Source organism: Sporosarcina sp. NCCP-2222 (assembly GCF_023168145.1).
Classification (GTDB): domain Bacteria; phylum Bacillota; class Bacilli; order Bacillales_A; family Planococcaceae; genus Sporosarcina.
Genome location: NZ_BQYK01000007.1, coordinates 132,603 through 152,036, shown reverse-complemented (window position 1 = coordinate 152,036; position 19,434 = coordinate 132,603). Strand labels below are relative to the sequence as shown.

At 43.9% G+C, this 19,434-nt stretch carries 19 protein-coding genes, 1 other RNA gene and 1 pseudogene; 16 read left to right on the top strand and 5 right to left on the bottom strand.

All coding sequences use genetic code 11. The annotated features are described in order from the left end of the window. The 13 genes from NCCP2222_RS15305 to NCCP2222_RS15245 form a co-directional block, all read left to right on the top strand. On the top strand, positions 1–864 hold an 864-nt coding region (locus NCCP2222_RS15305; RefSeq protein WP_248513205.1), incomplete at its 5' end, for a phosphoglycerate kinase. Between the two features lie 14 nt (positions 865–878). Continuing rightward, entirely contained in the window at positions 879–1,637 is a 759-nt protein-coding gene (gene tpiA / locus NCCP2222_RS15300; RefSeq protein ID WP_248513204.1) for a triose-phosphate isomerase, read from the top strand. Further along, complete coding sequence (gpmI, locus tag NCCP2222_RS15295; RefSeq protein WP_248513203.1) at positions 1,630–3,156, top strand: 2,3-bisphosphoglycerate-independent phosphoglycerate mutase; 1,527 nt, start codon at positions 1,630–1,632, stop codon at positions 3,154–3,156. Before tpiA ends, gpmI begins: the two co-directional genes overlap by 8 nt. Positions 3,157–3,173: 17 nt before the next feature. After that, positions 3,174–4,469, top strand: a complete 1,296-nt coding sequence (eno, locus tag NCCP2222_RS15290) for a phosphopyruvate hydratase (RefSeq protein ID WP_248513202.1) — start codon at positions 3,174–3,176, stop codon at positions 4,467–4,469. A 130-nt stretch (positions 4,470–4,599) separates the two neighbouring features. Next, positions 4,600–4,827, top strand: a complete 228-nt coding sequence (gene secG / locus NCCP2222_RS15285) for a preprotein translocase subunit SecG (RefSeq protein WP_184211717.1) — start codon at positions 4,600–4,602, stop codon at positions 4,825–4,827. A 146-nt stretch (positions 4,828–4,973) separates the two neighbouring features. Then, positions 4,974–5,729 (top strand): alpha/beta hydrolase, encoded by a 756-nt coding sequence (locus NCCP2222_RS15280; RefSeq protein WP_282570715.1) that lies wholly within the window; start codon positions 4,974–4,976, stop codon positions 5,727–5,729. Positions 5,730–5,778: 49 nt separating this feature from the next. Further along, entirely contained in the window at positions 5,779–8,121 is a 2,343-nt protein-coding gene (rnr, locus tag NCCP2222_RS15275) for a ribonuclease R (protein ID WP_248513200.1), read from the top strand. A gap of 45 nt (positions 8,122–8,166) precedes the next feature. Further along, positions 8,167–8,634: an SsrA-binding protein SmpB gene (smpB, locus tag NCCP2222_RS15270; RefSeq protein ID WP_184211722.1), complete on the top strand. Its 468-nt coding sequence runs from the start codon at positions 8,167–8,169 to the stop codon at positions 8,632–8,634. Positions 8,635–8,793: 159 nt separating this feature from the next. Next, positions 8,794–9,154, top strand: a transfer-messenger RNA (tmRNA) gene (gene ssrA / locus NCCP2222_RS15265). An 804-nt stretch (positions 9,155–9,958) separates the two neighbouring features. After that, on the top strand, positions 9,959–11,188 hold the full coding sequence (locus tag NCCP2222_RS15260) for a helix-turn-helix domain-containing protein (RefSeq protein WP_248513199.1): 1,230 nt from the start codon (positions 9,959–9,961) through the stop codon (positions 11,186–11,188). 13 nt (positions 11,189–11,201) lie between these two features. Then, positions 11,202–11,339: a hypothetical protein gene (locus NCCP2222_RS15255; RefSeq protein WP_248513198.1), complete on the top strand. Its 138-nt coding sequence runs from the start codon at positions 11,202–11,204 to the stop codon at positions 11,337–11,339. Between the two features lie 245 nt (positions 11,340–11,584). Continuing rightward, positions 11,585–11,791: a helix-turn-helix transcriptional regulator gene (locus NCCP2222_RS15250; protein ID WP_248513197.1), complete on the top strand. Its 207-nt coding sequence runs from the start codon at positions 11,585–11,587 to the stop codon at positions 11,789–11,791. Further along, positions 11,788–12,270, top strand: coding sequence for a hypothetical protein (locus tag NCCP2222_RS15245; protein ID WP_248513196.1), 483 nt, complete (start codon positions 11,788–11,790; stop codon positions 12,268–12,270). Before NCCP2222_RS15250 ends, NCCP2222_RS15245 begins: the two co-directional genes overlap by 4 nt. A 50-nt stretch (positions 12,271–12,320) precedes the next feature. Here NCCP2222_RS15245 and NCCP2222_RS15240 read toward each other — a convergent pair whose 3' ends face one another. Next, positions 12,321–12,890 (bottom strand): hypothetical protein, encoded by a 570-nt coding sequence (locus NCCP2222_RS15240; protein WP_248513195.1) that lies wholly within the window; start codon positions 12,888–12,890, stop codon positions 12,321–12,323. A gap of 1,117 nt (positions 12,891–14,007) precedes the next feature. Continuing rightward, entirely contained in the window at positions 14,008–14,547 is a 540-nt protein-coding gene (locus NCCP2222_RS15235; protein WP_248513194.1) for a GNAT family N-acetyltransferase, read from the bottom strand. Positions 14,548–14,758: 211 nt separating this feature from the next. Between NCCP2222_RS15235 and NCCP2222_RS15230 the strand changes: the two are divergent. From NCCP2222_RS15230 to NCCP2222_RS15220, 3 genes and pseudogenes are all read left to right on the top strand, one after another. Then, a pseudogene (locus NCCP2222_RS15230) lies at positions 14,759–14,902 on the top strand (low molecular weight phosphatase family protein); the annotation flags it as partial. Between the two features lie 182 nt (positions 14,903–15,084). Beyond that, entirely contained in the window at positions 15,085–15,603 is a 519-nt protein-coding gene (locus NCCP2222_RS15225) for an RNA polymerase sigma factor (RefSeq protein ID WP_248513193.1), read from the top strand. After that, positions 15,587–16,630 carry a hypothetical protein gene (locus NCCP2222_RS15220; protein WP_248513192.1) on the top strand — a complete coding sequence of 348 codons (1,044 nt, stop codon included), beginning with the start codon at positions 15,587–15,589 and terminating at the stop codon, positions 16,628–16,630. The genes NCCP2222_RS15225 and NCCP2222_RS15220 overlap by 17 nt, the downstream gene beginning before the upstream one ends. Positions 16,631–17,065: 435 nt before the next feature. On the opposite strand, the gene arr is transcribed toward NCCP2222_RS15220, so the two are convergent. The 3 genes from arr to NCCP2222_RS15205 form a co-directional block, all read right to left on the bottom strand. Next, positions 17,066–17,482, bottom strand: coding sequence for an NAD(+)--rifampin ADP-ribosyltransferase (gene arr / locus NCCP2222_RS15215; RefSeq protein ID WP_248513191.1), 417 nt, complete (start codon positions 17,480–17,482; stop codon positions 17,066–17,068). A 237-nt stretch (positions 17,483–17,719) separates the two neighbouring features. Continuing rightward, the gene (locus NCCP2222_RS15210; protein ID WP_248513190.1) at positions 17,720–18,259 is read right to left on the bottom strand and encodes a flavodoxin family protein; all 540 of its coding nucleotides are present in this window, start codon (positions 18,257–18,259) and stop codon (positions 17,720–17,722) included. A gap of 93 nt (positions 18,260–18,352) precedes the next feature. Beyond that, positions 18,353–19,321, bottom strand: a complete 969-nt coding sequence (locus NCCP2222_RS15205; RefSeq protein WP_248513189.1) for an NAD(P)-dependent alcohol dehydrogenase — start codon at positions 19,319–19,321, stop codon at positions 18,353–18,355. Positions 19,322–19,434 lie beyond the last annotated feature (113 nt).

Genomic DNA, 19,434 nt, shown 5'->3' with positions numbered 1-19,434 from the left:
AAAGACGGAGACATCCTATTGCTTGAAAATGTCCGTTTCCATTCAGGTGAGGAAAAGAACGATCCTGAACTCGCCAAACAATTTGCTGCGCTTGCGGACTTGTTCGTCAACGATGCGTTTGGCGCTGCACACCGTGCACATGCATCGACAGCAGGCATCGCAGACTATTTGCCTGCGGTTTCCGGATTGCTTCTGGAAAAAGAATTGGACGTGCTTGGAAAAGCTTTATCCGATCCGGACCGTCCGTTTACCGCAATTATTGGCGGAGCGAAAGTAAAGGACAAAATCGGAGTCATCGACCACCTGCTTGATAAAGTCGATAATTTATTAATTGGCGGCGGACTCTCCTATACATTCTCAAAAGCGCAAGGGTACGACACAGGCAACTCGCTTTTGGAAGAAGATAAAATTGAACTGGCAGCCTCATTCATTCAAAAAGCAAAAGACAAAGGCGTCAATTTGTACTTGCCAATCGATGCGGTCATTGCGGATGAATTCTCTGCGACTGCCAACGTGAAAACAGTGAAAATCGATGCAATGCCTGCCGGCTGGATGGGTCTCGATATCGGACCTGAAACAGCAGCACTTTATGCAAAAGTAATCGAACAATCGAAATTGGTTATTTGGAACGGGCCGATGGGTGTGTTCGAAATGGAGCCATTCTCTCAAGGGACGAAGCAAGTGGCTGAAGCAATGGCCCGCACGGAAGCGTATACCGTTATTGGCGGTGGCGATTCTGCAGCGGCTGTTGAAAAGTTCAATGTCGCAGATCAAATGGATCATATTTCTACAGGCGGCGGCGCATCCCTTGAATTCATGGAAGGCAAGGAACTTCCGGGCGTATCTGCTTTAAACGATAAGTGAGAGGAGAGATCGAAGTGCGGAAACCGATCATTGCAGGAAACTGGAAAATGTATAAGACGATGGGGGAAGCGAAAACCTTTGTCGACGAAGTAAAAGGCAAGCTGTCCGCTTCGGATGTCGATGCGGTCATCTGCTCGCCGGCACTCTATTTGGCAGAGCTTGTCCAGATGGCGAAGGGCACCCCTCTCTCCATCGGTGCCCAAACGATGCACGACAAGGAAGAAGGGGCGTTTACGGGCGAAGTGAGCCCGACCATGCTTACAGACATTGGCGTCACGTATGTCATTTTAGGTCACTCCGAGCGCCGGCAATATTTCAATGAAACGGATGAATCAGTCAATGCAAAAGTGAAAGCTGCTTTTGCCCATCAATTGACGCCAATCGTCTGCGTCGGCGAAACATTGGAAGAACGTGAAGCAGGCGAGACGGTCAGCCGCGTTTCTGACCAAGTGAAAAAGGCGTTCCAAAACATCGAAGGAACAGACGCAGTCAATGCCGTTATCGCATACGAACCTATTTGGGCGATCGGCACAGGGAAAACAGCGACAGCTGATGATGCGAATGAAGTATGTAAAGAAATCCGTTCTGCCATCGCAGCATTATACGACCGGGAGATCGCAGACAGCATCCGTATCCAATACGGCGGCAGCGTGAAACCTGAAAATATCGTCGAGCTTCTGTCCAAGGAGCATATTGACGGCGCACTTGTTGGCGGAGCGAGCTTGGATCCGGCATCCTTCCTAAAATTGGTGGAGGCGGGCGTCCATGAGTAAAGGACCGGTAGCACTAATCATCTTAGATGGCTTCGGCCTGCGGGATGAGAAATTCGGCAATGCGGTCGCTCAGGCGAATAAGCAGAATTACGATTTACTATGGAACAACTTCCCTCATTCCACGCTAACAGCATGCGGCGAAGCCGTCGGTTTGCCAGAAGGCCAGATGGGGAACTCCGAAGTCGGCCATTTGAATATCGGTGCCGGCCGGATCGTTTACCAAAGCTTGACGCGCATTAACAAGTCCATTAAAGATGGTGACTTTTTTGAAAACCCGGCTTTGCTGAAGGCGGTCCAGCATGCAAAACAAAATGGCACCGCGCTGCATTTGATGGGGCTTGTATCGGACGGGGGCGTCCATAGCCATTATGAACATATGTTCGCCCTCTTGCGATTAGCGAAAATGAACGGGCTAGATAACGTATATGTCCACGCCTTTTTAGATGGCCGCGATGTCGGACCGAAAACAGCGATGGAGTACATCAGCCAAACTGACAAAGTAATGGAGAACTTGGAAGTCGGCAAGCTTGCGACGGTCTCGGGACGTTATTATGCGATGGACCGGGACAAGCGATGGGACCGCGTGGAACTGGCGTACCGCGCGATCGTCGATGGAACTGGAAACACGGCGGCTTCTGCGTCCGAAGGAATTCTCAAATCGTATGACAAGGACGTAACGGATGAATTCGTCGTGCCGTTTGTCATCGAGAAGGATGGAAAACCGGTCGCGACTGTCAATGAAGGAGATGCGGTCATCTTCTTTAATTTCCGTCCAGACCGCGCAATCCAGCTATCGCGTGCGTTTACAGACCCGTCGTTCGATGGGTTCCATACAGGACCTAAAACTCTCGAAAACCTGGAGTTTGTTACCTTCACTGAATACAGCGAGGAAGTCCAGGCGGATGTTGTGTTCCGAAACGACAACCTCCTCAACACGATTGGCGAAGTGCTGTCGGCAAACGGGCTGCGGCAATTGCGTATCGCAGAAACTGAAAAGTACCCGCACGTCACCTTCTTCATGAGCGGAGGACGGGAAGAGGAGTTTGAAGGGGAAACCCGGATTCTCATCGCATCCCCGAAAGTCGCGACGTATGACTTGAAGCCGGAAATGAGCGCAGTCGAAGTGACGGAAGCGCTGCTTGCACAAATTAATGACGACAAGCAGGATGCCATCATTCTTAACTTCGCCAACCCGGACATGGTCGGCCATAGCGGCATGCTGGAGCCGACAGTGAAGGCAATCGAGACGGTGGATGTATGCCTCGGCCAAATTATTGATGCCATCCATGCGAAGGGCGGCGTGGCGATCGTAACAGCTGACCATGGCAATGCGGATGAAGTAAGGACGGAAGAAGACAAACCGATGACAGCCCACACGACGAATCCGGTGCCTGTTATCATCACCGATCCCGACATCACGATTCGCGAAGGCGGCATTTTGGCTGACCTGGCACCAACGATGTTGAAGCTGCTCGGAATTGAACAACCTGCTGAAATGACAGGAACACCATTATTTTAATTAAGGAGAGAATTACTATGCCAATCATTACCCATATCCAAGCAAGAGAAGTCCTTGATTCACGCGGAAATCCGACAGTCGAGGTGGAAGTGTTCACAGAAAGCGGCGCATTCGGTCGCGCGATCGTTCCTTCCGGCGCATCAACAGGCGAATATGAAGCGGTTGAGCTGCGTGACGGAGATGCGGATCGCTACAATGGCAAGGGTGTTCTAAAGGCAGTTGACCACGTAGAGGAAATCATCGCAGAAGAGCTTGTGGACCGGTACTCTGTTCTTGACCAAGTACTTATCGACAAGGCATTGATTGAACTGGATGGCACGAAAAACAAAGGAAAGCTTGGCGCGAACGCGATTCTAGGCGTTTCCATGGCGGTTGCACATGCGGCTGCTGATTATCTCGATATCCCGCTTTATCAATACTTAGGTGGAGTCAACGCGAAGCAATTGCCAGTACCAATGATGAACATCCTAAATGGTGGCGAACATGCGGATAACAACGTGGATATCCAGGAGTTCATGGTTATGCCAGTCGGTGCAGAATCATTCCGCCACGGACTTCGCATGGGTGCGGAAATCTTCCATAGCCTGAAGAGCGTTCTCAAAGCAAAAGGCTTGAACACAGCTGTAGGCGATGAAGGCGGCTTCGCGCCGAACCTAGCTTCTAACGAAGAAGCTCTTTCTACGATCATCGAAGCGATCGAAAAAGCTGGCTACAAGCCAGGCGAAGAAGTATTGCTTGCGATGGACGTCGCGTCCTCTGAGTTTTTCGACAAAGAAGCAGGCAATTATAATTTGGCAGGCGAAGGCATCGTCAAGACATCTGAAGAAATGGTTGATTGGTACGAAGAGCTTTGCAATAAATACCCGATCGTTTCCATCGAAGACGGTTTGGACGAAAATGACTGGGCAGGCCATAAATTGCTGACTGAGCGCCTTGGCAAAAAAGTACAGCTTGTCGGTGATGACTTATTCGTAACGAATACAGAAAAATTGGCACGCGGCATTGAAGAGGGCGTGGGCAACTCCATCCTCATCAAAGTAAACCAAATCGGTACATTGACAGAAACATTCGATGCGATCGAAATGGCAAAACGCGCTGGCTATACAGCTGTTATCTCCCACCGTTCCGGCGAGTCGGAAGATACGACAATTGCCGACATCGCAGTAGCGACAAATGCGGGCCAAATCAAAACGGGTGCACCATCCCGTACAGACCGCGTGGCGAAATACAATCAGCTTCTTCGCATCGAAGATCAGCTGGATGATACAGCACAATACCTCGGAGCACGTACTTTCTATAACTTGAAAAAGTAATAGACCGAGCAGCAACCTCTTCACGACATTTCTGCATAATCAGACGGAATTGACAAATGTTGTTGTCACGTTTGGCAATGTTTGATAGAATAGAAATGTCGTGATGTACTATGCAGGAGGTGGGAACAAAGTGCATGCTTTGTTATTGACGTTGCTTTTAATTGTCTCAATCGCATTAATCGTAGTTGTCTTATTGCAATCCGGAAAAAGTGCAGGCCTGTCAGGAGCCATCTCCGGTGGTGCTGAACAACTTTTTGGAAAACAAAAGGCGCGTGGATTGGACCTCGTCCTCCAACGGGTGACGATTGTATTGTCCATTCTGTTTTTTATTTTAGCAATTGCGATCGTTAAATTTTAACAACATATTGTAAGCAGACTTGCTCAGCGCCTGACCTTCCAAGTAGGGTCAGGCGTTTTCTTTTCTCTTTCATTGGGAAGAATAGGATAAGAGAAGGAGCACATGATACATATAGGTGACCATTTACATCTAAACGTTTTGGAAGGATGATTGTTTTGAGAATTGCTCAACCGAAACCGTTTTTCTTTGAAAAGGGGACGCGTGCTGTCCTCTTGCTGCACGGATTTACCGGCACATCAGCGGACGTCCGGATGCTCGGCCGTTTTCTGGAGAAGAAAGGCTATACATCACTTGCGCCGCATTACCGGGGGCATGGCGTGCCGCCGGAGGAATTGATCGAGACGGGACCGGACCAGTGGTGGGCCGATGTCGAAGCAGGATACAACCAGCTGCGTGAGGCAGGCTATGAGGAAATCGCAGTCGCCGGCTTGTCGCTGGGCGGCGTGTTTTCATTGAACGTAGGAATGAATTACCCGGTAAAGGGTATTGTGACAATGTGTGCGCCGATGTCGATGAAGACGACGGACACAATGTTTGAAGGCGTGTTGAAATACGCGAAGGACTATAAGAAGTACGAAGGAAAAGAGGAGTCCGTCATCGAAGAGGAAGTGGATGCTATTCGCGGAAAAACGATGCCGTCTTTGGCAGACTTGCGGGCCCTTGTATATGATGTCAGAGAGAAGCTCGACCATGTGTATGCGCCGTTATTTGTCGTCCAGGCGACACAGGATGAAGTCATTGATCCCGATTCGGCCAACGTCATTTACGACAACACCGAGTCGCTCGATAAGCAAATCAAATGGTATGAAAACTCCGGCCACGTCATTACATTAGGGCCGGAAAAGGAACAGCTCCATGAAGATGTATTTCAATTTCTTGAATCATTGGATTGGAACGTGTGAAACTGTAACTAGATGAACATGTTGTAGATAGAAGGAGGGGACTATATCATTGGAATTTTTTGATGAGCAATTAAGAGAACGTCTCTTGGCATTCATGAAAGAGGAATCGTATAAACCGCTCACGGTCCAGGAAATCCAGGAATTACTGGGGATCGAAGGAGCGGCAGAATTCAAGGAACTGGTCAAGATGCTTGTCCATCTGGAGCAGAAGGGCGACATCGTTCGATCCCGGACAAACCGATACGGCGTGCCGGAGCGGATGAATCTCGTACGGGGCAAATTTATCGGACACGCGAAAGGCTTCGGTTTTGTGACGCCGGAAACGGAAGGGATGGATGATATTTTCATTCCGCCGACAGAAGTGAACGGCGCCATGAACGGCGATATCGTACTCGTCCGCATTGCGAACAGCTCCATGGGCGACCGGCGGGAAGGAACGATTATCCGCATTGCAGAACGGAAGACAACTAAAGTCGTCGGAACATATCAGGACAATCGCGGTTTTGGCTTCGTCATTCCAGACGACAAACGGCTGCCAATGGACATTTTCATCGCCAAAGGACACAGCCTGAATGCGGTGGATGGCCATAAAGTGGTCGTCGAAATAACGGAATGGCCAAGTGAACTGAAATCGGCTACAGGCATAGTCGTGCAAATTCTCGGGCATAAAAACGACCCGGGTGTCGATATTTTATCAATCATTTATAAACACGGCATTGAAATCGAATTCCCGCAAGAGGTCATGGATGAGATTAAATCGACTCCGGAAACTGTTCAGGAAAAGGACTTGTTCAAGCGACGTGACTTGCGCGACGAACAGATCATTACGATTGACGGCGCGGATGCCAAAGACTTGGATGATGCTGTTTCCGTCGTGAAAAATAATGATGGCACGTACGTGCTGTCCGTCCATATCGCTGACGTCAGCCATTATGTGCGCGAGAACACAGCACTGGACGATGAAGCGTATGAGCGCGGAACGAGCGTCTACTTGACCGACCGGGTTATTCCGATGCTACCGCATAAGCTGTCGAACGGCATCTGTTCTTTGAATCCGGGTGTCGACCGGCTTACGCTGTCGTGCCGGATGACGATTGACGGAAGCGGGAAAATCACCGACCATGAAATATTCGAGAGTGTGATCCATTCGAAAGAGCGGATGACATATTCGGATGTGTATAAGATCATTGCGGAGAAGGACGAAGAGCTGCTCAAAAAGTATGAGCATATCGTTCCGATGCTCAATGACATGGGCGACCTCGCTGCCATCCTGCGCCAGAAGCGGATGGGCCGTGGCGCGATTGACTTCGATTTCAAGGAATCGAAAGTCCTTGTCAATGAAGAAGGCTGGCCGACGGATATCGTGCTTCGCGAAAGGACCGTTTCTGAGCAGCTGATCGAGGAATTCATGCTCGCGGCAAATGAAACAGTGGCGGAGCATTTCCACTGGCTGAATGTGCCGTTCATCTACCGGATTCACGAAAATCCGAAAGAGGAAAAACTAGCGCGGTTTTTTGAGTTTCTAACGAATTTCGGTATCGTCGTGAAGGGGACAGGAAACCATGTCCACCCGCGTGCCTTGCAGGAAATCATCGAATCGATCGAAGGCCTGCCGGAAGAGACGGTCATTTCGACGATGTTGCTTCGTTCCATGCAACAGGCGAAATACTTCGAGGAGAGCCTCGGCCACTTCGGTTTGTCGACGGATTTCTATACGCACTTCACATCACCGATCCGCCGTTATCCGGACTTGATCGTCCATAGGCTAATTCGCACGTATTTGATCGAGAAGGACCTGTCGTCCGAAACGATCGCCCACTGGAACGCTGCGCTGCCTGAAATCGCCCAGCATACATCCGACAGGGAAAGGCGTGCAGTCGATGCAGAACGCGATACAGACGCTCTAAAAAAGGCACAGTACATGCTCGATAAGATCGGTGAGGAATTCGACGGCGTCATCTCGTCCCTTACGAATTTCGGCATGTTCGTCGAGCTGGAAAACACGGTGGAAGGACTTGTCCATGTGAGCTACATGACAGACGACTACTACCGATTCGACGATCGCCAAATGATGATGATCGGCGGCCATACCGGCAAGCAGTTCCGCATCGGAGACGAAGTGACGATTCGCGTCGTATCGGTCAAACCGGAAGAGTCCGCGATCGACTTTGAAATCGCCGGCATGAAGCAATCATTCCACCGGACGCGCAAGGAAACGCCGAAAGTCATCCATGCGAAAAAGCAAGGAGGATCGGAAGGCGGCAAACGCGGGGAAGGCAAGCGAAGCGACAAGTCGTCACCAGGCAAGAAACAGGGCGGACCGAGCCAAAAGAAGAAATTCTATGAGGGCGTCGCCAAGAAAACAAAGAAACGTCCAAGAAAGAGAAAATAGGCCGGAGCGGCAATCCCCTCCGGCTGCTTTAGAGGGGTGTTGACAATGGGAAAAGGCCAAGGAAAAGTCATTGCGGTCAATAAAAAAGCAAATCATGACTTCGCAATCGAAGAAACAATCGAGGCGGGCATCGTCCTCCAAGGGACGGAAATCAAATCAGTACGCAACGGAAAGGTCCAGCTTCGCGACGCGTTTGTCCTCATTCGCAACAACGAAGCATGGATCTCCAATATGCATATTAGCCCGTACGAGCAAGGGAACCGGTACAACCACGACCCTATCCGTTCCCGCAAGCTGCTATTGCATCGCAAGCAGATCAGCACGCTCGTCGGCCAAATCAAAGAACAGGGCGTCGCCATCGTCCCGCTCAAAATGTACTTGAAGGACGGCTTTGCTAAAGTCCTGATCGGCATCGGGAAAGGGAAAAAGCTCTATGATAAACGGGACGACCTGAAGAAAAAAGAAGCGAAACGTGAAATGGAACGCGCCTTCAAAGCGAAGCAGCAATACTAAGCGGAAGCGTTTTCCATTGAAATTTCAGCAGAAACGTTGTATGATTGGGACAGTGATAGTTCAGAAACCTGCTATGCTTCGGGCATAGCATTTCCTGACTCTCCAGTTGAATGTGTTGACAGGCAGGCCACGTGCCTAGCAGGTTCAACCTTTTATACCGGGGACGTTACGGATTCGACAGGGGTGGTCTGAGCTTGAGCTGCGCGTCGGAGGGCTCGACTCCGTCAGAAACGGCAGTTAATAATAACTGGCAAAACAAACAACAACTTAGCATTCGCAGCGTAAGCTGATGAATCTGCCTAGCAGTTCCATCGCCCATGTGGCATTGTTAGGCTCACCTATTAGTGGGATACGGTAACGGTCGCCTCCTGAGGCCGTTGCAAGAGACTACCAGGATAGCGCTCAAGACGCCTTGATTGACGGCATAATGCAGCGCGAACCGTAAGTAGTCAATCTACACGCGTAGACGCTTAAGTATTGGAGCCTTTGGACGTGGGTTCGACTCCCACCGTCTCCATAGTTAAATGGACAAAAAAGTAGTCATAACAATGATTTAGAAAGATAGGGGTATTGAACAGGGGTTGTACTCTTGGGCAATATCTCTATTTTTATGTATTTTATGGATAAAATGATGAGTAATAGAGGCTTTGCATCGTTAATCACTAAGCAGATTAGAATGAAAGTCGCTACTAAAGGTAAAAGGTATACTTCATTTAACTAAGGTCCATTATATTTATAGATGAGAAAAGAAAAGTAGGTGAACAACGTAGGGAAATATCAATTGGACAACAAAAGTAAAACGGCTGTGACAAAATATCATGAACAAAACAAGGCGGTCAAATTTGATAAAAAGCAGCACCTGGAAAAAATACGTACGGAGTATTTGAAGAAAAAGCAAAAACAAACAGATAATTAATTTGAATGAAACATAGGAAGAGTAAAATCTCCCTATGTTTTTTCTTATTCTTAGGTCTCTTGTTCAAATTTAATTGTGCTGCATATTGAAATATATCAAAGTAGGAATTACAAATAGAAGCTAGGCTATTTGGGAATTTAAAAAGAAATAGAGGGGAGACCTCCCATCATTTTATTCCTTATAAGGATAGTTGTGAAAATGTGTTACCTATACTTTGTTATTATACTTTCACAGAAGGAATTTGGAAGGCTATGGTGAAAGAGTAATGAATGGTTCTTGACTTTAGGAAACTCACAAATAAAATCTGTCTTTAGGTCAAAGTCTCCTCGTAACTTTCCCAACTTTGTAAAGACTAACATTACGGTATTTATTTGGTAAAGTAGGAGATAATAAAAAGGGGGTAAAATGGTGGGTATCGGTTCGAAAATCAGATACTTTCGCACGAAGAACAACCTAACACAGAAAGAGTTAGCTTTAGGAGTGTGCGCTACATCCTATCTAAGCAAAATTGAAAACGAAATCGTAGAGCCAAGCGATGAAATGTTGGATATCTTTAGTTCAAAGCTTGGATTGGAAACGACAGATTTGAAGCTAGAAGTTGATCTTCTTCATCAACTGCAACTGAAAGCTTTGGAACTTCACCGGGCAATTCGGAATGGGTGTAACGAAAGTGCTGTCGTCTTATATAACGATTTCATAGCGAAGAATCGAATGATAATCGATCCGGCAATGCAGGTGTTTAAAGTGTTGTTTGGGTTGCGCATTGCGTTAATGAAGAAAGAACGTGAGGAAGTGTTCGAACTCTTCGAGGAGACGGCTAAGCTCAAGGAGTATGTACCCGAAATGATGAAACCATATTACAACCGGTATGGTGGGCTTTTTCATTACATGTATGGCAGTCTTACAAAGTCGCTCCAACTGTACAAAGAAGCCGAAAAACTTGTGCCCCAGAGTGAAATAGAGGATGTGTATTACCAGCTTGCACTCGTATATCATCTTTTGGGTGAATACTCTATGTCAACCTATTACGAAGAAAAGGCATTGGAACTCTTCGCTCGAAAGATGGATTATGAGCAATGTGTGAATTGTCAGCTTCTATTAGGTATCAACTACCGAAAAATGGGGAACTTGGAACGAGCAAAAGAGACTTATCTTAGCATCCTGGAGAAAGTGATGCCCTTACACAACCGGGAAGTCATCGGTAAAGTTTACCATAACTTAGGGTTGGTCTGTTCAGATGAAGGTAAGTCTTCCGAAGCGATTAAGGCTTTTGAAACAAGTCTAGGCTATCGTGACGGTGACAATTCGCGAATGAAAACTTGCTACAGCATTTCTAAAGAGTTTCTACACATTGGAGATGAATCGAATGCAAACAAGTTCGTAAATGTCGGGGAAGAAATTGCGGAAAGTGTAAAGGACAAGGAGCATATCATAAAATTTCAAGTCCTCAAATATAAACTGGAGAAACTAGAACATGATCCGATTTTCGAATTTTATATTTCAACGGTAGCATTGCCATATTTCGAGGAACGTTCTGACCAACAAATGATCAAGGAATATATCCATGAATTGGTGGCGTACTTCGAAGAATGTCGTCAGTATAAGTCAGCTCTCATGTATCTGAAAAAAATACTGTAAAGGGGTAATGATTATGAAAAAAGCAAAAGTTATTGGCTTCTTATTTATTCTAGTCTTTTCGCTGTTCAATGCAGCTGCAGTTTCCGCAGCTGACGACGATCTACCGGAGCCGCTTAAAGGAAAGCCGCCGGTTCATCATAAAGGGAACTAATCTATATAAGCAAGGACCTGATTCTTCATGAATTGGGTTCTTTTTTAATTGTTGAATGGAGGGGAAGGAAATGTTTTCATGTTTGAAAAGAAAAAGGGTTACTCGGATATTTAATAAACATTTGAACGAAAAGAAGCGTAAGAATGGTTTTTTCTTTTCATTTTCCCAACTTTTCTGTTGTAAGAAATTCTTTACTTAATGTAAGAAATACTTTACATTTGAGTTAAGAGTTAAGGAGGGAAGAAATGGAGATCAAGAATCGGATAAAAGAGTTGAGGGCCAGATCGAACCTTACACAAAAGGATTTAGCTGAAAAAGTGGGTGTTACACGTCAAACCATTATCGCGTTGGAAAAAGGAACCTATGTGCCATCGCTTTTACTTGCAATGAATATTGCGGAAGTGTTTCAGGAGCCAATTGAACAAATCTTTTACAAGGGGGATGTAGAGTGAAGATTGTCGTATTTGAAACTGTAAGTAAAATCATTATCTTTAGTGTAACAGCCTATGCGTGGGGGTCTGCGTATGAGAATATCTGGTTGATGGATGAATTTGATCGCGGGTTGGCAAATGGAGAGATAAATATAGTTAACGTGAAATTTAGCGTTTGGCCATTCTTTGTCAGCTTCATATTGGCGATCCTTTATATGATACTATCCTTTAACATGAAACCAGGAAAAAAATTTAACTTCTTATTTAAAATTGGAGAATTTCAGGAAGGGGATGAAAGAGAGGTAAACATTACTAATAAGGCAACCAGGGCTTCTCATGTTACCTTCACATTGGCGACAATGTTGGCAATGGCAATTATGGCTTTTTCCACAGGTGTCGTATATAATCATCCCGCTTTTCCTATCTATTTATTTGCAGGAATAATAATTACCTCAAACATTGCTTACGCTATTGCATACTGTATTGAGTATAATAGATAAAAAAACGCACTGAGAGATTACTTTCAGTGCGTTAATGTTAATAATGATGATTAGTCTTGAGGATTCTTCATACAAGCAAAGTTATATCCACCAATAGAAAAACCATAACCAGCGTCTGGACTACCCCAATAACCAGAGATATCTCGCTTATCCATTTTAGGATAACCGCCCTGTCTAGTACATGCATTAATTAAATCAGTTTTCTCCTTATAAGTTATATAACTGTCATACCATAAATACAAAAGGATTAGACCGATTCCAACAAGAAAAACCGGGAATGCATTTGGGAGGTACTCGCCGTCTTCAAGTTTTTCCGGATCATAACCCGCTTCAATCAGCTTTTTGTCAGTTTCTTCTTTTGAAAGGTTAGATAAAGCTTCGTTTATCTCCTTCAAAGCTTGAGCCTCTTGAAAGCTGATGCTTTGAAGTTCTGCCATACGATTTTCATCGATTTGCACTTTTCCTGTATCCTTATCGTAATACAAGGATTGTGATAAGGAAGCATTGAATTGATCTTGAGTGTTCATGTTGTTAGCATCCTGGGCTTGTGCAGCAACACCAGTCGAAAGCATTAACGCCATTGCTGCTATGACTAAGAACAGTTTTTTTATTCGTTCCACAGCTATAACCCCTTTGCGATTTATTAGAAGACTGGCCAGAACTTCTATTTATATTGTCTATTACTCTTCGTTGTTTTTCAATGGTTTGAATGTTGGGAAATATATTACTTTTATCATTAAGGAAGCCTTATAAAACAACTGAATTCAGGAAAGTTCTATCATGAAACTCACGGGCACTATGGAATATCTCCCTGTGTTTTTCTTGTTATCAGTTGTCCTGTTCAAATATAATTCTGCTGCATATTGAATATATCAATGTTTGCATACAAATCGAAGCTAGGCTATTTTGGGGATTGGGAAATTAAAAAGAAATAGACCTTCTATTTCTTTAAGGGAAAATTCAACAATTCCGGAACTGTGACAAACTCGTACCCTTGCGCTCGCGTTGCCGGGATAATTTGGTTAGGCGATTTGATTGTTTTGGTTAAATCGGGTTAATTATTCAATGTCCTACCCCGGCTACAGTAATCATCATTAAATCATAAAATAAATGGTCAACCAGAAATATCTGGCTGACCTTATAATATGAAAGGGTGCTTTACTTGAAAGTCCATTGAGCTGCTTGGTGTTCTTTCCTTATTGAACTCTTATGAAAATTAAGTAAATGGACCAAGGAGCTTATACGTGAACAAACAGGAAGGGATTGAGAATATCACTGCTGCGAAGGAGAAATTGAGTTGAATTCGATTAATGAGCTGATAAAGCGGGGAATTAGAGAGTTTTATTCGAAACAATTGTACGGTATAACAAAGTAAATTAATATTAAAAATTTGGAAATTTTATTCCCCCATGTGGCATTGAGAGGCTCACCTATTAGTGGGATACGGTAACGGTCGCCTCCTGAGGCCGTTGCAAGAGATTACCAGGATAGCGCTCAAGACGCCTTGATTGACGGCATAATGCAGCGCGAACCGTAAGTAGTTTCAATCTACACGCGTAGACGCTTAAGTATTGGAGCCTTTGGACGTGGGTTCCTCCCACCGTCTCCATAAGACGAAATCAGTGGATTTCAAACAGTGTCAAAGCCCTTGATAATCAAGGTTTTTTTCTTTTGCCCTGTTTCATCTGATTTCATATAGTCTTATACTGACGATGCACTATCAAAGTGTTGTTAGCTTTATAATCCGAGTCTGGCACCTACTTCTGCATACTCTATATCTTTTCTTTCTGCATTCCAATTATCAGATGTTTGTCCGTCCCATATCGCTCCTGTTTCAACGAAACCGACAGACGCATACAACTTCCGGGCGGCTTCGTTTACCATCCAATAGGATGTAGCAACTGCATCGGCTTTTCCTTGTGGAAACGACTTTATGTAATCAATAACTTTCATCATTGCTTGTTTGCCAAATCCTTTACCTTGATGCTTTTTATCAATCATAAAGCGATTAAGTCCATATGTAGATTTATCTCCATATTTTTCACATAAAAATGCACTTTCCGCCAGTTCGAAAAATCCAATATCGACATATCCTATGACTTCATCATTGTTGCATATAGCGAAGATCATAGGAGGTTTTTCGTCGTTGAGTATCTTTACATAGGCTTTAGCCAAACAGTATATACTAGAATCCACATTTCCTTTCTGCTCGTCTGTTATGCTTAACTTCAACACTTCCTCAAAATTATCGTGGGTAATTTTTCTTAACTCAATCATTTTTCTCCCTACTTCCGAAAATATAAATTCGCTGCATCTGCCTGTAATGCCGTTCTCGTCCCCAAGGGCAGCGTTCCCCGTCCTCCGCGTCTTAACGACACCAGTATAGTATATAAACCCGGATGTTTCCACATGAATATTCCAAGCTCCTCTGCGGTCAGCTCGACGACGCCAAGGGGCTTTTCATATAGAAAGACAAAAATACAAAGGAGAATGGCAAGTTCCCAGTACAGGAATTGAAGCACACGGGGGAAATCCAAATGCGATAAAAGCGATGAAAGAGGCGGGCATCGATATTTCAAATCAAACATCGGATACTATTGAAGCGGAAATCCTAAATAATGCAGATTTTCTGCGATTGTTAGTCTATTACGGTCTATGACTCAAAATAAGTAGATACTGGGAAAAGAAAAGCGTTATCCTACAATGGGATGCTGCTTTTCTTTTTGTTTGTCTAGCTCTTTTCGTAATAAGATAGGCAAGTGTGACGCGCCATTCTTTTATTACGTCTAAGTATGTAGAGAGAGGGGGGACGTTTTGGAACAGGCAGACTTGGAATATTGGTTTGATGAATATAGTGATTCGGTATTAACGTACATATTGTTGATGGTTCGAGATTATCAACAAGCTGAGGATTTGACTCAGGAAACGTTCATTAAAGCATTTCGGCACCACCAACAATTTGAAAGTAGGTCCTCCGTGAAAACGTGGTTATTTACAATTGCGCGAAATGTCACAGCTGATTATTTTCGAAAGAAGCATCCGCTGCAACATTATTTTGGTTTGACGTTGGAGGCGAAAGATCATGACCCAATTCCAGAACAGCTGGTTGCGATGAATATTCAAAACGAACAATTGTACCGCGCGATTCAGCAATTAAAACCGGCTTACCGACAAGTAATCATCTTGCGGAAGTTAAAGGAATTTTCAACGGAAGAAACGGCGCTCATTTTAAAGTGGTCCGAGAGTAAAGTAAAAATGACACTGAAGCGAGCGCTGGAAAAACTGAAAAGGGATTTGAGTGAAGGGGGAGCTACGAATGAAGTCTTTAGATGAGCAGCTACTTGAATTAGAAGCACAATTGCACATGACCGATGAATCAAAAACCGAATTAAGAACCCGTATTTTGCAAAAAGCTCATGACAAAACGAGTCGCAGGTTGACATCTTTTGGCTGGATCGCTGTCGCATGCCTTGTTCTGATTTTTACGTCGCCTATTTACTCATCTACTGCAGCCCGTGTCGTCTCAAAAATTATTCCGCTTTCCATAACATCAAGTTTGAATGGTTCGAATAACCCTGATGTAACATCACAACTTTTTGAACTCGTTACGGAGGAAGGGTATGAGGTGAATTTCATCGGAGTGACACCCTCGCCTTATACCGTCGAGGTTTCATTAGTTTTGCAAAAGTCCGCGCTACATCAAGCAATCAAAGATTTGGAACCGAAGATAACGGACTACTTATATATCAATGGATTTGACAAATTTGATTTGAAAATATCAAGTGTGACAGATGAGGAAATAGATCCGGGGAGTGGGGAAACATTCGGTTTATATGATCAAGTACGTGAGATTGTGAAAAAAGTTTTTACCTCCTATGGCTATGCGAAAGAAGCAGACTATGAACTGGCTGGGTTTGAAGAAACCTGGTTTTCTCACATTGTCCAAATCGATATGCCAGACCATATCCAGGAATCGGATCAGATCATTGAGGATATTGAAAAGGAAATAAAAGCACAGGATCTCGATATTAAAGAAGTTAAAGTGCATACTTTCAATTTAAAGCATCGTCAACAAGACAATCGCTGGGCATATGTGGCATCGGATCTATACGATGCGATGGCCGGTAAGTCAGCATATCAAGTTACGGGTATGTCATATCGAGTAAAAAAAGGTGCTGCCTTCGTCAAACTTCGGACAAGTTTGGATCAACCGTTATCCGATGGAATAGTGGAAGAAGTCAAAAATGCGATTAACGCATATTTTGAGTTGCCGGAGACGAAAGAGCAAATTGGGGACGACCCTTTTACCATTCAATTTCTACTGAAAAACGAAAAGGCGTTTATTACAATAAAAAACTAATCACTCGCAATGATCGCATGATAGAAAAAGCTGAAAGGCCCGTAAATATGGTGGCTTTTCAGCTTGGATAAAGTAAAGAGTTTTACATGAAATTCGTTTAGAACATAGCGATTCGTGAATTGTAAGAATCAATAAGATGAAAAGTGGACGTGGCTGACGTTGCTTCTCGCATGTGCTTTTGTTTTTGGCTGCATGCGCCATTAAAAAAATGATACTGATGTTAAGGACTGCTGCCGATCCACCTGAAGCAGGTGTTACAAAAGATGATCAATTGCCGTCAGTGACTGTACATCTAAAGGATCGCAACGGGAATCCTGTCGGAACGGCGCAATTGACCAAGGAAAAAAAGTCGCTACGGATAGTAGTGGCCACCAAGGATATGCCTTCTTTTTATCTATCGGTAACGATACTCTACTCTGACTATAGGAGAGAGAATCAATCGTATATAACATTTTTCCCTTCTTCACTTAACTTTTGCAAAGAAGTAACCATATGATTTATTTGTTCATCAGAATGTCTTTCCCATGAGCCTAATTCTGCTATTATTTTCAAAGGAGATGCAGACCTATAGGAACGTGTCGGATTTCCGGGAAATCTTTTGTCCGTTAAGTTCGGGTCATTTTCAAAATCACCTAACGGTTCTACGATATAAATTCTTTCTTTTGAATTGGATTTAGCTAATTCTGCACCCCATTTAGCAGCGTCTAACGTTGCGGTAAAATAGATATGGTTTGATTTTTTATCCTGATAATTGGAGAAGTGCATAGGTTCGAGAAGGTCCCCAATTTCCAGTTTTGCTTTTGTGCCATGAAAGAAAGGTCCAGGATCTAAAATGTTTTTGTTGTCATCCATGTAAATACACCCCTTATGCTTTTTGATTTGCGAATTACAGTATAATGGATGGGATGGGGGAAAAGGTAGTCTATAATTAATTATTGGTAGATGTTATAATTTAAGTAGAGGGTAACAATATTAGAAAAAAACACTAAAAAACAGCCCAATGGAGGGGGTTCCCCTCTTATCCGGCTGTTTTTCTTCATATTCATCATATTGATACGTAATGAAAATAAATATCAGATCAGAATGGTCTCATTGTAATTCTTTTCGAAGTTGTTCAGCTGCAGACAATGCTTTTTTATCTTGAATAATATCTCCAGGTTTGTTGCCTTCACCTATAATATATCCTTCGAAACGTGTCCCGATAAAATCGAAAATATGTTGGAATTGCAAAATCATTGGTAAGCCTTTTGTGTACGGATTATCTCCACCCACTGCAATTACGTATGCGCTTTTTTGAGACATCTGCTTTTTAAAGTTTGGATAATTTGAGTCTCTCAAAGTTTGTGACCATCGATCCACAAAGTTTTTCATTGTCCCAGTCATGCTATACCAATAAATCGGCGTAGAAAAGATAAGAATATCATGCGGCAGAATCCGGTCAATAATTAAGTTGTAATCATCATTGATTTCCTGAAACCCTTCCTCAGCATGACGCTTATCGGTTATAGGCTCAATCGTATACTCTTTCAAATAAATCTCTTCCACATCTAGTCCTTGAATGGCTATCTTTGTTAGTGTCTCTGTATTGCCGTTTGGACGGCTTCCTCCGTAAAGTACTGCAATACTCATGATGATTCATCCTTTCATGTTCATTTATTTGGCTACAAATATTTTAAAAATGTTAAAACGGGTTATTCAAATAGAGCAAGGAGAGGATCCCTGTTAAATAGAAATCACCACTTTACCTTGGGCGTGACCTTCTTGAAAATAATTGAACGCCTCAGTTATTTCACTTAACGTAAACTGCTTATCAATGATAGGTTTTACTTTACCAGTCTCAAGTAATTCTTTTAAATCGTGTAAGTCTTTCTGGTTGGCTCTTTGCAACAGGCTACTTATTTTCTTGCTTCCGGTCATGGAAACAAAAGGTCCAAAAAATATTGTTTTATAAAGTTGAGCCTCAGAACCTCCGACATGAACAAAAATCCCGTTTGTTTTTAATATCCGTTTATAAGCTGAAAGGGAATTAGAGCCATTCACGCCAAGAACCAAATCATAATAACTCTCATGCTGAGATAAGAGCTCTTTTGAATAATCAATGACATGATTGGCCCCAATCGAACGCAATATGTCTACATTTCTTGTACTACATACTCCCGTTACGTCCGCACCGCATGCTTTAGCTATTTGCACCGCAAAAGTGCCGACACCACCAGACGCACCATAGATTAATACTTTTTGTCCAGATTGAATCTTCCCTTTATTACGTAGTCCCTGTAGGGCAGTCACACCAGCCATAGGAGCAGCAGCTGCTTCCTCAAAGGAAATATTATTTGGCTTTAAGGCTAGAGCATATTCGGGAGCTGTTACATATTCAGCAAACCCACCCCATCCACAAGCTGAGAGGTCACCAAATACTTCATCTCCTACTTTGAATTGCTTAACATCTTTCCCAACGGCTTCAACTGTACCAGCTATGTCCCCTCCAGGAATCGAGTATTTTGGTTTCGTTATTCCGAAGGCAAATCGGGCTAAAAAGGGTTTGCCTTGCAAAAGAACGACGTTCCCAAAGTTTATAGATGCTGCATGAATCTTTACCAATACTTGATTCTCGGTAGGGAAAGGTTTTTCCACCCCTTGTAACTCAAGTACATCGGGTGAACCATATCTATTACAAACGATCGCTTTCATACAAACCCCTCCAAAGTAATTTCTTTGCTAATCAAATAGTAACAAGGGGTTAAACAGCCTTCATTGACTTAAGTTAATGAAGGCTGGTATTTGGTACATAAAATTTGGCGAGT

Coding starts and splice junctions, on each gene's coding strand:
- NCCP2222_RS15250 (WP_248513197.1), top strand. CDS start 11,585: ATGGAGATCAAGAATCGGATAAAAGAGTTGAGGGCCAGATCGAACCTT.
- arr (WP_248513191.1), bottom strand. CDS start 17,482: ATGGATGACAACAAAAACATTTTAGATCCTGGACCTTTCTTTCATGGC.
- NCCP2222_RS15235 (WP_248513194.1), bottom strand. CDS start 14,547: ATGATTGAGTTAAGAAAAATTACCCACGATAATTTTGAGGAAGTGTTG.
- eno (WP_248513202.1), top strand. CDS start 3,174: ATGCCAATCATTACCCATATCCAAGCAAGAGAAGTCCTTGATTCACGC.
- NCCP2222_RS15205 (WP_248513189.1), bottom strand. CDS start 19,321: ATGAAAGCGATCGTTTGTAATAGATATGGTTCACCCGATGTACTTGAG.
- NCCP2222_RS15210 (WP_248513190.1), bottom strand. CDS start 18,259: ATGAGTATTGCAGTACTTTACGGAGGAAGCCGTCCAAACGGCAATACA.
- NCCP2222_RS15255 (WP_248513198.1), top strand. CDS start 11,202: ATGAAAAAAGCAAAAGTTATTGGCTTCTTATTTATTCTAGTCTTTTCG.
- smpB (WP_184211722.1), top strand. CDS start 8,167: ATGGGAAAAGGCCAAGGAAAAGTCATTGCGGTCAATAAAAAAGCAAAT.
- NCCP2222_RS15280 (WP_282570715.1), top strand. CDS start 4,974: ATGATTGTTTTGAGAATTGCTCAACCGAAACCGTTTTTCTTTGAAAAG.
- NCCP2222_RS15220 (WP_248513192.1), top strand. CDS start 15,587: ATGAAGTCTTTAGATGAGCAGCTACTTGAATTAGAAGCACAATTGCAC.
- gpmI (WP_248513203.1), top strand. CDS start 1,630: ATGAGTAAAGGACCGGTAGCACTAATCATCTTAGATGGCTTCGGCCTG.